The 15071-nt window shown below is 62.4% G+C and carries 13 protein-coding genes, 1 tRNA gene and 1 pseudogene; 8 read left to right on the top strand and 7 right to left on the bottom strand.

The window, feature by feature from the left end; genetic code table 11:
- The 4 genes from ybgF to OO258_RS16565 all read left to right on the top strand — a co-directional run bounded on the left by ybgF (position 1) and on the right by OO258_RS16565 (position 2443).
- The gene (ybgF, locus tag OO258_RS16580) at positions 1–807 is read left to right on the top strand and encodes a tol-pal system protein YbgF (RefSeq protein ID WP_110743807.1); all 807 of its coding nucleotides are present in this window, start codon (positions 1–3) and stop codon (positions 805–807) included.
- A gap of 160 nt (positions 808–967) precedes the next feature.
- Positions 968–1615: a 7-carboxy-7-deazaguanine synthase QueE gene (queE, locus tag OO258_RS16575; protein WP_266031685.1), complete on the top strand. Its 648-nt coding sequence runs from the start codon at positions 968–970 to the stop codon at positions 1613–1615.
- A gap of 17 nt (positions 1616–1632) precedes the next feature.
- On the top strand, positions 1633–2307 hold the full coding sequence (gene queC, locus OO258_RS16570) for a 7-cyano-7-deazaguanine synthase QueC (protein ID WP_256590517.1): 675 nt from the start codon (positions 1633–1635) through the stop codon (positions 2305–2307).
- A 60-nt stretch (positions 2308–2367) separates the two neighbouring features.
- Positions 2368–2443 (top strand) — tRNA-Lys (locus tag OO258_RS16565).
- 133 nt (positions 2444–2576) lie between these two features.
- Here the strand turns inward: OO258_RS16565 and OO258_RS16560 are convergent.
- From OO258_RS16560 to OO258_RS16550, 4 genes and pseudogenes are all read right to left on the bottom strand, one after another.
- A complete protein-coding gene (locus tag OO258_RS16560; protein WP_266031683.1) occupies positions 2577–3536 on the bottom strand; it encodes a cation diffusion facilitator family transporter in 960 nt (319 codons plus the stop codon).
- Positions 3537–3680: 144 nt separating this feature from the next.
- Positions 3681–4436, bottom strand: a complete 756-nt coding sequence (locus OO258_RS27705) for a methyl-accepting chemotaxis protein (protein WP_416309213.1) — start codon at positions 4434–4436, stop codon at positions 3681–3683.
- A 102-nt stretch (positions 4437–4538) separates the two neighbouring features.
- Positions 4539–5528 (bottom strand): annotated as a pseudogene (locus OO258_RS27700) (HAMP domain-containing protein); the annotation flags it as partial.
- A gap of 285 nt (positions 5529–5813) precedes the next feature.
- Positions 5814–7166: an APC family permease gene (locus OO258_RS16550; protein ID WP_266031679.1), complete on the bottom strand. Its 1353-nt coding sequence runs from the start codon at positions 7164–7166 to the stop codon at positions 5814–5816.
- A 449-nt stretch (positions 7167–7615) separates the two neighbouring features.
- Here OO258_RS16550 and OO258_RS16545 point away from each other — a divergent pair, with 449 nt between their 5' ends.
- Positions 7616–9124, top strand: coding sequence for a YdgA family protein (locus tag OO258_RS16545; RefSeq protein ID WP_266031677.1), 1509 nt, complete (start codon positions 7616–7618; stop codon positions 9122–9124).
- Positions 9125–9690: 566 nt separating this feature from the next.
- Positions 9691–10749 carry a quinolinate synthase NadA gene (gene nadA, locus OO258_RS16540; protein ID WP_266031675.1) on the top strand — a complete coding sequence of 353 codons (1059 nt, stop codon included), beginning with the start codon at positions 9691–9693 and terminating at the stop codon, positions 10747–10749.
- A gap of 165 nt (positions 10750–10914) precedes the next feature.
- Here nadA and OO258_RS16535 read toward each other — a convergent pair whose 3' ends face one another.
- Positions 10915–12351, bottom strand: a complete 1437-nt coding sequence (locus OO258_RS16535) for a M48 family metalloprotease (RefSeq protein WP_110743799.1) — start codon at positions 12349–12351, stop codon at positions 10915–10917.
- A gap of 122 nt (positions 12352–12473) precedes the next feature.
- Between OO258_RS16535 and OO258_RS16530 the strand changes: the two genes are divergently transcribed.
- Both OO258_RS16530 and OO258_RS16525 read left to right on the top strand, forming a co-directional pair.
- Positions 12474–12713: a sulfurtransferase TusA family protein gene (locus OO258_RS16530; RefSeq protein WP_012273752.1), complete on the top strand. Its 240-nt coding sequence runs from the start codon at positions 12474–12476 to the stop codon at positions 12711–12713.
- A 20-nt stretch (positions 12714–12733) separates the two neighbouring features.
- Complete coding sequence (locus tag OO258_RS16525; RefSeq protein WP_266031671.1) at positions 12734–13804, top strand: AI-2E family transporter; 1071 nt, start codon at positions 12734–12736, stop codon at positions 13802–13804.
- Between the two features lie 117 nt (positions 13805–13921).
- On the opposite strand, the gene OO258_RS16520 is transcribed toward OO258_RS16525, so the two are convergent.
- Together OO258_RS16520 and OO258_RS16515 are read right to left on the bottom strand one after the other, a co-directional pair.
- The gene (locus OO258_RS16520; protein WP_013973794.1) at positions 13922–14395 is read right to left on the bottom strand and encodes a peroxiredoxin; all 474 of its coding nucleotides are present in this window, start codon (positions 14393–14395) and stop codon (positions 13922–13924) included.
- Positions 14396–14406: 11 nt separating this feature from the next.
- A complete protein-coding gene (locus tag OO258_RS16515) occupies positions 14407–14967 on the bottom strand; it encodes a glycine cleavage system protein R (protein ID WP_003254741.1) in 561 nt (186 codons plus the stop codon).
- Positions 14968–15071 lie beyond the last annotated feature (104 nt).

The raw sequence follows: 15071 nt of genomic DNA, 5'->3' as shown, positions 1-15071 counted from the left end.
ATGCGTATGTGCCGCCGTGTAGTAACCGTCCTCGCACTCAGCCTGCCGCTCGCGGCCTGGGCTGAGGTCCCTGTAGTAGATGACAACGCAGGCAGTTATCCGCCTGCGGGTTATGGCACGAGCGGCGCCTATGCCGGGTCGGGGGCTTCGGCCCCTGCCTCTGCACAGGGCCAGCTGTTCATGCAGCTGCAACAGATGCAGGATCAGCTTTCCCGCCAGCAAGGCATCATCGAAGAGCTGCAGAACGATGTGTCGCGCATGAAGCAGGAAAACCTGGAGCGATACCAGGACCTGGACCGTCGCATCAACAGTGGCGCTGCGCCTGCCGCAACCCCTGACAATTCCTCCGGTGGTGGTGCTTCCAATGCCGCCCCCGATGCCGCAGCTGGTGCTGCTGCGCAACAACCGGCCGCCAGTAGCGAGCCCGGTGATCCGGCGAAAGAAAAGCTCTACTACGATGCCGCTTTCGACCTGATCAAGCAAAAAGACTTCGACAAGGCCAGCCAGGCGTTCAACGCCTTCCTGCGCAAGTACCCGAACAGCCAGTACGCCGGCAACGCCCAGTATTGGTTGGGCGAGGTGAACCTGGCCAAGGGCGACCTGCCAGGTGCCAGCCAGGCCTTCGCCCAGGTCAGCCAGAAGTATCCGAAGCACAGCAAGGTGCCGGATTCGCTGTACAAACTGGCTGATGTCGAACGCCGCATGGGCCACACCGACAAGGTCAAGGGCATCCTGCAGCAGGTCATCACCCAGTACCCCGGCACCTCTGCCGCGCAACTGGCTCAACGCGACCTGCAAAAGCTGTAAGCGTTACCGTTCAAAAGAAACCCGCGCCAGTCGCGGGTTTTTTCGTTAGAATCACTGCCCTTTTTTCGTAAACACGCTGCTGCGGATAACGCCATGTCGAGTCCGCGACAGTGCCTGACGGAGGCGGACAGCCTGTTTAGCTGTCACGCCCGTGGCGAGCATGCAAGACACATTACGCATTACCGAAGTCTTTTACTCGTTGCAGGGTGAAACGCGAACGGCTGGGTTGCCCACGGTGTTCGTGCGCCTTACCGGTTGCCCCCTGCGCTGCCAGTACTGCGACAGTGCCTATGCCTTCAGTGGCGGCACCCTACGCACCCTCGATTCGATCCTTGAGCAGGTGGCCGGCTTCAAGCCGCGCTACGTTTGTGTCACCGGTGGTGAGCCACTGGCCCAGCCAAACGCGTTGCCGTTGCTGCAGCGGTTGTGCGACGCCGGCTACGAGGTGTCGCTGGAGACCAGCGGCGCACTGGATATCGCCGGCACCGACACTCGTGTCAGCCGCGTGGTGGACCTGAAGACGCCGGGTTCAGAAGAGTCGCACCGTAACCTCTACTCGAACATCGAACAGCTGACCCACAACGACCAGGTCAAGTTCGTCATCTGTTCCCGTGAGGACTATGACTGGGCGGTTTCCAAGCTGATCCAGTACAACCTGGCCGAGCGCGCCGGTGAGGTGCTGTTTTCGCCGAGCCACCACCAGGTGAGCGCCAGCGACCTGGCGGACTGGATTGTTGCCGACAACCTGCCCGTACGTTTCCAGCTGCAGTTGCACAAGCTGCTGTGGAACGACGAGCCCGGACGTTGATTGAGGAGCAAGTACACATGACTGATAAGCGCGCAGTAATCCTGTTGTCCGGCGGCCTGGACTCGGCCACCGTGGTTGCCATGGCCAAGGCCGAGGGCTACGACTGCTACACCATGAGTTTCGATTACGGCCAGCGCCACCGCGCCGAGCTGAACGCTGCCGCCCGCGTGGCACGGGACCTGGGTGTGGTCGAGCACAAGGTGATCGGCTTGAACCTCGATGGCATCGGCGGCTCGGCGTTGACCGACAGCAGCATCGACGTACCGGAAACTCCGGGTGAAGGTATCCCGGTCACCTATGTGCCGGCGCGCAACACCGTGTTTCTGTCGCTGGCCCTGGGCTGGGCAGAGGTGCTGGAAGCACGGGATATCTTCATTGGTGTCAATGCCGTGGACTACTCCGGCTACCCGGATTGCCGCCCCGAGTTTGTCGAAGCCTTCGAGCGCATGGCCAACCTGGCGACCAAGGCCGGTGTAGAAGGGCAGGGTTTCCGTATCCAGGCGCCGCTGCAGAACATGAGCAAGGCGCAGATCGTGCAGGCTGGCATGGCCCGTGGTGTTGACTACAGCCTGACTGTCTCCTGCTACCAGGCGGACGACGACGGCCGTGCCTGTGGCAAGTGCGACAGTTGCCGGCTGCGCGCTGACGGCTTCAAGGCCGCCGGTGTGCAAGATCCGACCCGCTATTTTTGAACAAAGTTTGATGGGGTATTGATTTCCCGTTAGAAATCAGTATTATACGCGCCATCCAACGGGTCGTTAGCTCAGTTGGTAGAGCAGTTGGCTTTTAACCAATTGGTCGTAGGTTCGAATCCTACACGACCCACCATACGCAGTACGTCAAAGCCCGCAACCAGAAATGGTCGCGGGCTTTTTCGTTTTTGGAATGATGGGCCGCTTTGCGGCCCTGTCGCGACACAAGGCCTCAATGACCTGCGCACAAAAGACCTTGTGGTAGCGGCTTACTCAGCCCATTCGGGATCGCCGGTAAACACCACCGTCAGCCAGCGGTCCGGCCCTTCACCGCCCACCGCCTCACCAATCTCGTTACGCCACGCATCCCATTCATCGATGGTCTTGGCCGCCATGGCCTTGGGCACGATGAAATACAACTCGATCTCCCGCGAGCGCCCGACCTTGGCGACATAGGCGCGGTAGGACTGCAGCCCATGGCGGGCGACGAAAGCCTTGGCCACTTCATCTACATGCAGCTTGAGGTCGCCAGGGGTGACCAGGAAGATTTCCGACAGTGCCTGGCGCACCACCGACATCGGCAGCGGCACGATCACCAGGCACACCAATGCCAGTACTGCCGGGTCGATATACGGTGAAACCCACTCCAGCGAAGTGCCCTGTACCGCGTAACCAAAGCAGAAGGCGATCAGCAGCGCGGCAGTGATGCTGGCCGACATCACCCAGCCTTTCACGTCCATGCGCACGAAGTCGGACTTCAACGTGCGGTTGGCGCGGGCCTCGATCACCGCGATTGTCACGCAGGCAATAACGGTCAATACCGCGTAGACCATGGCGATGCCGAACTCCAGATGTCGGCCACCTTGCAGCAGGCTGCTGACGGCGTTGATCAGCGCGTAGATGGCGACGCCGCTGAGCAGGATGCCGTTGAGCGCCAACACCATCGGCTCAAGGTGCCAGAAGCCCATGGTGAAGCGCTCGCGCAGCTTGCGCGACATCTGCACGCTGGTGGTATGCGAGGTAATCAGCTTGACCACAACCAGCGACAGCCCGCTCATACTGGCGTCTACCAGTGAGTAGACACCGTCGAAGACGATGGAGAATGAGCCGGAGGCCAAGCCGAAGGCAATGCCGATGATGGCGATGAACAGGGTGACGGCGATCGAGGTGCGTAAAAGCCCTTGTTCGCTGGTGATGTCGAAGAAGGTGGATCGGGTTGCGGTTTGCATGAGTAGTGCTCAGTAAAAACGATGATGCTGTTGTGTCTGTAGCGGCTTCTTCGCGGGCAAGCCCGCTCCCACAGGTGCAGGGTGGCTTCAAGGCCGGTGCAGATCCTGTGGGAGCGGGCTTGCCCGCGAAGAGGCCCTTGCAGGTCAGGCGCGGAATTGCGCCATCAGTGCCTGCTGCTGGTTGGCCAGTCGGTTCAGGGCTTGGCTGATGCGCGCCGATTCATCAGCTTGCCCGGCCAGCGATTCGGTCACGTCGCGAATGCCGGCCACGTTGCGATTCACTTCCTCGGCCACCGCGCTCTGCTCTTCGGCTGCCGAGGCAATCTGCAGGTTCATGTCGCTGATCACGGCCACTGCCTCGCCAATACGCTGCAGCGCCGGTAGCGCCTGCTCCATCCGTGCAGCGCTGTCCTGTGCCTGGCGTTGGCCTTCATGCATGGCGCCGACCACATCCTGAGTACCTTGTTGCAGGCCTTCGATGACCTGACGGATTTCTTCCACCGACACCTGTGTGCGCTGGGCGAGCCCGCGCACCTCATCGGCGACCACGGCAAAACCCCGGCCGGCTTCGCCGGCGCGGGCCGCTTCGATGGCGGCATTGAGTGCCAGCAAGTTGGTCTGCTCGGCAATGGTACGAATCACCTCCAGCACCGAGCCTATCTGCCCGCTGCGGCCTTCCAGTGCGCGCGCCTCATCCATGGCGGTGTTCATGCCCGCAGCCAAGCGCTCAATACCCTGGCGGGTGCTGTCGATCAGTTGCAGGCCCTCCTGGCTGGCCTGGTCGGCGGCTCGCGCAGCCTGGGCCGCCTGCGCCGCGTTGTGGGCGACATCCAGGGCGGTGGCGCTCATTTCATTGGCTGCCGTGGCCACCTGCTCGATTTCGCGGTGTTGCTGCTGCATGCCGTTGCTGGTCTGGCTGGCGATGGCGGCTGACTGGTCTGCAGTGCCCCGGGCTTCTTGCAGCGTGCCTTTGACCTGTGCAATGACTGGCTGCAGCTTGTCGAGGAAGCGGTTGAACCAGCCGGTAAGCTGGCCCAGCTCGTCCTGGCGGGCATAGTCCAGGCGGCGGGTCAGGTCGCCTTCGCCGCTGGCGATGTCTTCCAGGCGCGCAGCCACGGCCAGGATTGGCCGGGTAACGCCGCGTGCGGTCAGCCATACCAGCAGCAAGCCGATCACGGCGGCGCCCAGGCCGACCAGCAGGCTGGTGAGGTTGGCGCTGTGGTTGTGCGCGTCCAGGCGCTGGTTGAGCGCCATGGCGGGTGCTTGCAGCACGCTTTCCGGGAGCTCCAGCAATACCTGCCACGGGGCAGCGTCCGGGATGGGGGTGAACGGGTGGGCCACACGCAGCAGGCCGTCAGCTACCGCCTTTTCCATCGGTTTACCGAGCGTGCTGGCATCACGGCTGTTGCCGGCGAGTAGGCCAGTCACGCTGGCGATGCTCACCTGACCTTGGCCGTCGTACAGTTCACGGCGGCCATCAACGCTCAACTGTTGCAGGTTGTCCAGGCCGATATCCAGGCCGACCACGCCGACTACCTTGCCGTGCTCCAGCAGCGGCAGGGCGATGCTGGTCATGAGTACCTGGCGGCCATTGACGTCATCCAGGTACGGTTCGAGCATGCAGGTTCTGCCCGTGTCCTGCGGGCAGGTCAGCCAGCGGTTCTTCGGCGCGCCGTTGCTGCCGATGCTGGCATCGCCGAGCATCGACTCCGGCATGGCCTCAAGCGCCAGGTTGCCAGGGCTCGGCTGCGACCAGTACAGCGAAAAACGCCCACTCTCGTTGCTACCTGCAGCGTCCTGGCCGCGGAATTGGTTGTCTTGCTGGTCGAGGGCGTCGGGCTGAAACACCAGGTACAGGCCGATCACGTCCGGGTTACCGGCCAGGCTGGCCCGCGCCTGGCGGGTCAGCTCGGCGCGCAGGTCGCTGCCGCCCCGGGCCTGCAGTGCCTGGACCAGGCGGGCAAAGCCATTGCCGTACTGGTAGGCGTCCATGAAATAGCGCTGGACGCGCAGCGCCTGGCTTTCGGCATGGGCCTGGAGGCGCTGGCGCGCGCTGCTGTCGAGCATGGCGGTGTTGGCCTGGTTGACCAAGGCAGCGCTGCGCTGCGCCTGGGTCAGCGAGGTGGTCACCAGCAGGGCGACGATGGCCAGCAGGCAAAGGCCGGCGAGGAGGGTGATCTTCCACTGGATGGAGAGGCGGCGCAGCGGCATGAGGGCGTTCCTTTTCGAACAAATGCAACGCCCGCGATCAGGCGCGGGCGTTGTGGGCAGCGTGGGTCATTCGGCGACGTAGTTAGGTGGTGCCGCGCGGAAGGCTTTGGTCAGCCAGCCCAGGTAGACCAGCCCAAGCGCAGCCCAGATACCGCCAAACATCAGCGAATGCGCGTTCAGGTCCAGCCACAACGAGACGATGATGCAGAAGCCGATGGTGGGCAGCACCAAGTACTTCAGCTGATTGGCCAGGCCTTTACGGTTGCCTTCGCGCAGGTAGCAGTGGTTGATCACCGACAGGTTGACGAAGCTGAACGCGACCAGCGCGCCGAAGTTGATGATCGAGGTGGCAGTCACCAGGTCGAAGAAGATCGCCGACAGCGAAATGACGCCGACCACGGCAATGTTCAGCACGGGCGTTTTGTACCGCGAATGCAGGCGGGCGAAGACGCTGGCCGGGATCACGTTGTCGCGGCCCATCACGTACAGCAGGCGCGACACGCTGGTCTGCGAGGCCAGGCCCGAGGCGATGGTGTTGATGACGGTGCAGGCAATGAAGATCGACTGGAACAGCTTGCCGCCGACGTACAGGGCGATTTCCGGCAGGGCGGCTTCCTGGTCATGGAAGCGTGCCATGGTAGGGAAGTAGGCCTGGATGAAGTACGACACGGTGATGAACACCACGCCGCCGATCAGCGCGGTGAGGAAGATCGCCCGCGGGATGGTCTTGGCCGGGTCGCGGGTTTCTTCGGACAGGCAGGTGACCGCGTCGAAGCCCAGGAACGAGAAACACAGGATGGTCGCACCGGCGGCGAGGGCGCTGAACTGGGTCTGGCTGTCGCCGAATGGCATCAGGCTCCAGGCCGTGCCCAGCCCTTCACCGTGGTCCAGGCCGCGCACGCACAGGTAGATGAACACGGCGATGATTGCCACCTGCACACCGACGAACAGCAGGTTGAAGTGAGCCACCAGGTTCACGCTGCGCATGTTGATCAGGCTGATCAGGGTGACGAAGCCGGCTACCCACATCCACTCCGGCACCTCCGGGAACATGGCCGAAAGGTACAGCTTGGCCAGTAGTGCGTTGACCATCGGCAGCAGCAGGTAGTCCAGCAGTGAGGACCAGCCCACCAAAAAGCCCACGTGCGGGTTGATCGCGCGCTGGGTGTAGGTGTAGGCCGAACCCGACTGCGGGAAGCGTTTTACCAGGGTGCCATAGCTCACTGCGGTGAACAGAATGCCGGCCAATGCCAGGATGTAGGCGCTGGGTACATGGCCGGCGGTAATCCCGCTGACGATGCCGAAGGTGTCGAACACAGTCATCGGCGTCAGGTAGGCCAGGCCGATGATGATCACGTGCCAGAGGCGCAGGGTTTTGCGGAGTTGGCCATTGCCGGAAGCGCTGTGGTCATGCTGCATGCTGGCATGGCTCCTGCTGCTGGGCGTAAACGGCGGGCACGGTGTATTGCGCATGCGGCAAGGGCGAGCGGGTGGGCTCCATGTTGTTCACCTTTTATGTTGGAGCGGCGGGAGGCGCGGTCGAGCGCGCAAAGTGGTGAAAATAAAAAACGATGGGTAGGTAGGTGTCAAGTTAAACATGACAAGATGTTGCTAAATTGAAATATTTATCGATTTAACCCGCCATTTGTTCGGTTTTTGCGCGGTTTTTTGCGGTTATGGTCAATTTTGATGTTCGTAAAAATTAACGAATTCTCAGCTGCGTTCCTTCGCGTGTCGGACGCTTCCGAAATATGGGATTTCTCGCTCCGGACCCGCGCGCGGGCTAACCGGGGGGTGATAACCTTCTCGTTCTGCGTGGCCCTCCAGGCCGCTTTCGAAGCCCCTACGGACAGCAATCGGTTCCATTCATGAAGAAATCAGTTGGCATCCTCTCCGGCCTGGCTATCGCCATTGCCGTCGCAATCACCGCTGGCGCCTGGTACACCGGCAAGCAACTACCTGCCGAGCTGGACAACGCCCTTGCGCGCAGCAACGCCGAACTGAAAAAGGCCCTGGTGACCACCGGTGGTAGCATGAGCATCGAGCGGGTGTCGCTGCAGCAGCATTTCTTCAGCAGTACCGCCCAGTACCGGCTCAAGGCTCGCGACATCAATGTGGGTGAAGGCGAGGTGGTCAACTTCGACGTGGGCGTGACCGACCAGATCGAGCACGGCCCGTTCCCCTGGTCGCGGGTCAAGGCGCTGAAGCTGATGCCGGTACTGGCGGTCAGCAACAGCACGCTGGAGAAGGACGATGCCACCGAGCCGTGGTTTGCTGCCGCAGCTGGGCAGGTGCCAGTCAGCGCGCAGACCAGCCTGGGTTATGACGGGCATGTGGTCAGCCAGGTGCGGTTGGCGCCAGTCAAGCTCGACGAGGCGGATGGCAACAGCCTCGACTTTTCCGGCATGCAGCTGGAAGTCAGTGGTGACAAGGAAGGCAAGGCCTCGAAATTCCACGGCACGGCCGACCGTTTCGTGATGAAGCTGGTGCGCGACGACCAGCCGCCGGCCAGCTTCGAATTGCAGGGCCTGAAGGTAGGTGGCAACCTCGCGGCCACCGCGCACGACGCCATCTACGTCGGCAACGTCGACCTGACGCTGGCCGAAACCAAGGTCACCCTGGGCCCGAAACAGCAGGTGCTGCTGGTCAAGGGGCTGGAGCAGAATGCCTTGCAAACCCTAGACGGCCCGGACACCGTGGGTGGTCGCGTGGAGTACAAGGTCGGCGACATAAGCTGGGATGGCCGCGCGGTGGGCAAGGCGCAGATGGCCATCAGCGTCGCCTCGGTCAATGCTCCGGCGCTGCAGGCGTTGTCAAAGTGGTACCAGGCGCACCTGCCGGAATTCGAGGCTGCCTCTGCCGCTGGCCTGCCAGCACCGCAAATCCAGATGGACGATGCCGAAAAGGCCCGCTTCCAGGGTGACTTGCAGAAGTTGCTGGCCGCCAAGCCCAAGCTGGCGGTGGAAAACCTGTCGTTCAAGACCGCCAATGGCGAGAGCCGCTTCAACCTGTCGATGGACCTCGCCGCGCCGGCCAACTTCGATCTGCCGCCGGATCAGCTGAGCAAACAGATCATCACTGAGGTGAAAAGCAAGCTGTCGCTGTCCAAGCCGATGATCGGTGACCTGGCGACCTTGCAGGCGCTGCTGAATGGCCAGACCGACGCCCAGGCGATTGCCATGCAATCGGGGCAGGCTGGGGAGATGGTCGGCATGATGGCACTGCAGAGCGGCATGGCCACCGTGCAGGGCGATGATGTGGTCAGCAGCCTGCACTATGCCGATGGCATGGTCGACTTCAATGGCCAGAAGATGACCGTGGAAGAATTTGCCACGTTGCTGGCTGCACACTTGGCGGCCCTTTCGCCGCAGGGTTGATCAGCTGAGCCTGTACCGGCCTTTTCGCGGGCGCGCCCGCTCCCACAGGTTACTCATTGCCCCTGAGGGCAGCACAGTAGCTGTGGGGGCAACTGTCTTGCTCAATTTCTAGCATCTAGCTCGATCCACCTTGTGGGAGCGGGCTTGTCCCGCGAACACCGGCGGAGCCGGTGCCATGCACCGTGTTGGATTCTTCGCGGGACAAGCCCGCTCCCACAGTCCAGTCCAACCCCGCAGGCTAGAGGCTGATGCAGTACCTGGGGAAACAACTGGTTTGATCAAGACCTGAAAGCTGGCGCGATCATGGTTGGAGCGACTGTCTTGCTCAATGTCTAGAATCTGACGCGGTCCACCTTGTGGGGCATGCCCGCGAAGAGGCCAGTACAGGCAACACAAAAACCACTTTAGAATTCGCTGGATTGTCTGTAGCCTTCGGCCTCCGATAATAATCCGCGCCCGCAGAGGGCCGTGGCGGTCAGCATGCCGTCCGGCACCCTTAGCCGATCTGCCAGGGCCGGGTGATACACTTGATTTGACGCGCACGCGCGCCTGCAGGTCCAGCGATCATGACCCAGATTTCCGAACGCCTGTTGGTTCAGGCCCACCTCGACGCCAAACAGCCCAACCCGCTGACTGCTGAGCAGGAGGCCGAATACCGTGCGGCCATCGCTGCCGAGCTGAAGGCGCAGAATGCTGTTCTGGTCGCCCACTATTATTGCGACCCGGTCATTCAGGCGCTGGCCGAAGAAACCGGCGGCTGCGTATCCGACTCGCTGGAAATGGCCCGGTTCGGCAAGAACCACCCCGCCGAAACGGTCATCGTGGCCGGCGTACGCTTCATGGGCGAAACGGCAAAAATCCTCACCCCGGAAAAGCGCGTGCTGATGCCGACCCTCGAGGCCACCTGCTCCCTCGACCTGGGTTGCCCGGTGGAAGAGTTTTCGGCGTTCTGCGACCAGCACCCGGAGCGTACAGTGGTGGTCTACGCCAACACCTCGGCTGCGGTAAAGGCGCGCGCTGACTGGGTGGTGACGTCGAGCTGTGCACTGGAAATCGTCGAAAGCCTGATGGACAACGGCGAAACCATCATCTGGGGCCCTGACCAGCACCTGGGCCGGTACATCCAGAAGCAAACCGGCGCCGACATGTTGCTGTGGGACGGTGCCTGCATCGTTCACGAAGAGTTCAAGTCACGTCAGTTGGCCGACATGAAGGCGTTGTACCCAGACGCTGCGATCCTGGTGCATCCGGAGTCTCCAGAAGCCGTGATCGAGCTCGCCGACGCAGTGGGTTCCACCAGCCAGCTGATCAAAGCGGCGCAGACCCTGCCGAACAAGACATTCATCGTCGCCACCGATCGCGGCATTTTCTACAAAATGCAGCAGCTGTGCCCGGACAAGGCGTTTGTCGAAGCCCCAACCGCAGGCAACGGCGCGGCATGCCGCAGTTGTGCGCACTGCCCGTGGATGGCAATGAACACCCTGGAACGGGTGCTGGATTGCCTGCGTAACGGCACCAACGAGATTTTTGTCGACCCCGCGCTGGTGCCCAAGGCCATCAAGCCGCTGAACCGCATGCTGGACTTTACCCAGGCGGCGCGGCTGAAGCTTTCCGGTAACGCTTGAGGTTGCCGGGGCCGCTTTGCGGCCCCATCGCGACACAAGGCCGCTCCCACAGGGATCGCGCCAGCTTTTAGAAATTGAGCAAGACAGTTGCTCCCACATGGCCCTGCAGACGCCTGTGGGAGCGGCCTTGTGTCGCGATTGGGGCGCAAAGCGCCCCCAAAATCCTCAACGCCCCATCATCTCCTGAACCATACGCCGCTGCTCCATGATCTCGCGCTGGCGCTGGTCAATCTGTGAGGCCAGCGGGAAATTCCCTCCCGCCCGGCGCTTGGCGTAATCCAACTGCTGGATCGCCTGGTCAAAGTCCCCCACCAAGGTGAAGTACTCGGCACGCGCCCGGTGCAAGCCGATGGTATTGCCCGACAAGCCACGCACCTCGGCCATGTCGTACCACACATCCGGGTCATCCGGCCGACTCTTCACAAGCTCGTTCAACACCTTCTCCGCTTCGGCAGGCTTGTTCTGCTTCACCAGCAGATCCGCACGCACCTGTTTCAGTGGGTAATTGCCCGGGTACAGCCCCTGCATCCGCTCGGCGCGCTGCTGCGCATCGGCCAGGCGGTTGTTGGTGATGTCCAGGTCGATCTGCGCCAGGTTGTAGGTGATGTCGTTAGGCGCCTTGGCCAGCAGCGGCTTGAGCATTTCCCGTGCTTCGTTCAGCTGGCCGCCCTTGATCTGCGCCAGGGCCAGGCCGTAGCGTGCAGCGTCAAGTTTGGGGTCTTCGTCGAGTTGTGCGCGAAAGCGCTTGGCGGCCAGCCCCGGGGTACCTTCGTAGGTGAGTGCAACCCGGGCACGGATCAGCTGGTAGCGTGCGCTGTCCTCGATGCCACCTTTGGGTGCCTGGTCGGCGCGGTTGCGGGTGTCGGCGATACGCGATTCGGTCACAGGGTGAGTCAGGAGGAATTCTGGCGGCTTGGCGTCATAGCGATACTGGCGTGCCAGGCGCTCGAACATGGTCGGCATGTTGCGCGGGTCGTAGCCAGCCTTTTCCAGGTTCTGGATCCCGATGCGGTCGGCCTCCTGTTCATTCTGCCGAGAGAAGCGCCGCTGTTCCTGGATGGCCGCCGCCTGCGTACCGGCAATCATGCCGATGCCGGCGTCGCCGGCGCCCCCTGCGGCCAGTACGATGCCGGCCAGCAGCGCCGCCATCATCGGCAGCTGCATGCGTTGCTGGGCCTCGACCCCGCGGGCAAAATGGCGTTGCGACAAGTGCGCCAGTTCGTGTGCCAGCACCGAGGCGTATTCGCCTTCGGTCTGCGCATTGAGGAACAGCCCGCCGTTGACCCCGACGATGCCCCCCGGGGCGGCAAAGGCGTTGAGCTCGCGGCTGTCGATGAGGATGAACTCCAGGCGCCGGTCCTGCAGCTGGCTGGTTTCGGCCAGTTTGTACACGCTGGTTTCGACGTAGTCCTTGAGCTGCGGGTCGTTCAGCTGGTTGACCTGACCACGCAGCAGGCTCAGCCAGGCACGGCCAAGCTGGTGTTCCTGTTGGGGCGAGACGATCGCGGAACTGGCATCACCCAGTGATGGCAGGTCGTCAGCATGGCCGGGTAGGGCCAACAGGCAGGCCAGCGTCAGCAGGGTAGGGCGCAGTAGATTCATGCATGAAACTCGCGTCGGATCAAAGATACCTACTGTAGCGGGCTCACACGTTGGCGACCAGTGGCGCTATCCTAGTCAGCCATGCCAGCAAGCAGTCTGGCAATGCCTCTGGAGACCCTGCAATGAGTGACACCCTGACCTGCGACGCCGAACTGGACGCCAGCGGGCTGAATTGCCCTTTGCCGCTGCTCAAGGCCAAGATGGAACTCAATCGGCTGGCCAGCGGCGCGGTGCTCAAGGTTATCGCCACAGATGCCGGGTCGCAGCGTGACTTCCGCACTTTCGCGCAGTTGGCCGGTCATACCCTGCTGCAGGAAACGGCCGAGGCCGGTACCTACACCTACTGGCTGCGCAAGGCCTGAGTCTTCCCCAAGGATCGTCAATGTTCAAAGTGCTTCGCGACTGGATGCAGCGCTACTTCTCCGATGAAGAAGCGGTGGTGCTGGCGGTCCTGTTGTTCCTGGCCTTCACTGCCGTGCTCACCCTGGGCGGCATGCTCGCGCCAGTGCTGGCGGGCATGGTGCTGGCGTTCCTGATGCAGGGCCTGGTCAATGCCCTGGAGCGCTTGCGGGTACCGACGCGGCTGGCGGTAATGTTGGTGTTTGCCCTGTTCATGGGGGCGCTGGCGCTGTTCATGCTGGTGCTGGTGCCGCTGTTGTGGCATCAGCTGATCACCCTGTTCAACGAGCTGCCGGGCATGCTCGGTAAATGGCAGTCGCTGTTGTTGCTGTTGCCTGAACGCTACCCACACCTGGTGTCGGACGAGCAGGTATTGCACGCCATCGAATCGGTGCGCGGTGAAATCGGCAAGTTCGGCCAGTGGGCACTGACATTCTCGCTGTCCAGCCTGCCGCTGTTGGTCAATGCCATGATCTATCTGGTGCTGGTGCCGATCCTGGTGTTCTTCTTCCTCAAGGATCGCGAACTGATCGGCCGCTGGGTTAGCGGCTACCTGCCGCGCCAGCGCACCCTGCTGAACCGGGTGGGCAACGAGATGAACCGGCAGATTGCCAACTACATCCGTGGCAAGGGCATCGAGATCCTGATCTGCGGCATCGCCACCTATATCGCCTTCATCAGCCTGGGGCTCAATTACGCCGCGCTGCTGGCGTTGCTGGTCGGGCTGTCGGTGGTGGTGCCTTACGTGGGCGCAGTGGTCGTGACCGTGCCGGTGACCCTGATTGCGCTGTTCCAGTGGGGCTGGGGCGACCAGTTCATCTACCTGATGACGGTGTACGCGATCATCCAGGCGCTGGATGGCAACGTGCTGGTGCCGCTGCTGTTCTCCGAAGCGGTGAGCCTGCACCCGGTGGCGATCATTTGCGCGGTACTGCTGTTTGGCGGGTTGTGGGGGTTCTGGGGGATCTTCTTCGCCATCCCGCTGGCAACGCTGATCAAGGCCGTGCTGGATGCGTGGCCCAAGCAGGAGCCTAGCGTTTCACCGATGCTTTGAATGTAATTGGGGCCGCTCTGCGGCCCTTCGCGGGCACGCCCGCTCCCACTGGGCCCTGCACAATTCCTGTGGGAGCGGGCGTGCCCGCGAAGGGCTGCAAGGCAGCCCCATTCAATTTCAAGCCTTGTTCAAGGCTTGGGCGGCCGCCAATACGGCATCTACATGCCCGGGCACTTTCACGCCACGCCATTCCTGGCGCAGCACCCCGTCCTTGTCGATCAGGAAAGTGCTGCGGTCAACGCCCATGTATTCCTTGCCGTACAGCTTCTTCAGCTTGATCACGTCGAACAGCTGGCACAGGGCCTCGTCCTTGTCGCTGATCAGCTCGAACGGGAAGCCTTGCTTGGCCTTGAAGTTCTCGTGCGACTTGATGCCATCGCGTGACACGCCGAACACCACGGTGTTGGCGGCGGCGAAGGCATCATGCTGGTCACGGAAACCTTGGCCTTCGGTGGTGCACCCGGGGGTGCTGTCCTTCGGGTAGAAGTACACCACCACTTGGCGGCCCTTGAGTTCCGCCAGGCTGACGGTTTGCCCGCTGGTGGCCTGGGCCTGGAAGTCGGCAACAGGTTGGTCGAGTGCTACTGCCATGGTCGGTTTCCTTACATTGGGTTCTGTGGACGCCAAGGCTCGATCAGTGCATCGAGGTTCAGGGCATCGGCAAAGTCCAGGAACTGGTCGCGTAGCCAGCTGATCTGCGTGCCGGCCGGCAGAATCACGGTGAACTGGGCGTTGAGCATGCTGCTACCGGTCTGCGGCGCCAGGTAGGTGTCGCAGGTCATGGCTTCCAGCTCGACGCGGTGGTCGAGGAAGAACTGGCACAGCTCGTTGATGATGTCCGGGCGGTAGGCGGCGCTGACGTAGGCCACGTAGGGCAGGGCCTGCGGACGCACCTCCTGGTCGGCGCTGCGCACCACGTCGAGGGTCAGGCCGTGCTTCTTGCCCAAACCTGGCAGGGTGGATTCGAGACGTGCCAGGGCGTCCCAGCTGCCGCCTACTTGCAACACCAGGGCGCTGGTCTCGCCGTGGCGGCTCAGGCGCGAGGTAACCACCGCGCAGCGGTTTTCGAAGGCAGCGCGGCTGAGGACGTTGGCCAGCTCCATGGGGTTGGGCCCCAGGGCACTGATGACAAGGAATTGTTCGCGGACAGTGGGGGTGGACATGCAGCATTCCTAAAGCGATGAGCGGTCGGCACAGGACGGGCGAAAGCCTCCTGTCGGCAGGGCCCGGGGCTCGCATGCGAGGTTGTGGACGCTGGCGGGGAGCA

Origin of the sequence: Pseudomonas sp. DCB_BI, assembly GCF_026240995.1 — a bacterium.
GTDB lineage: Bacteria > Pseudomonadota > Gammaproteobacteria > Pseudomonadales > Pseudomonadaceae > Aquipseudomonas.
This window is presented reverse-complemented; position numbering and strand designations above follow the sequence as displayed.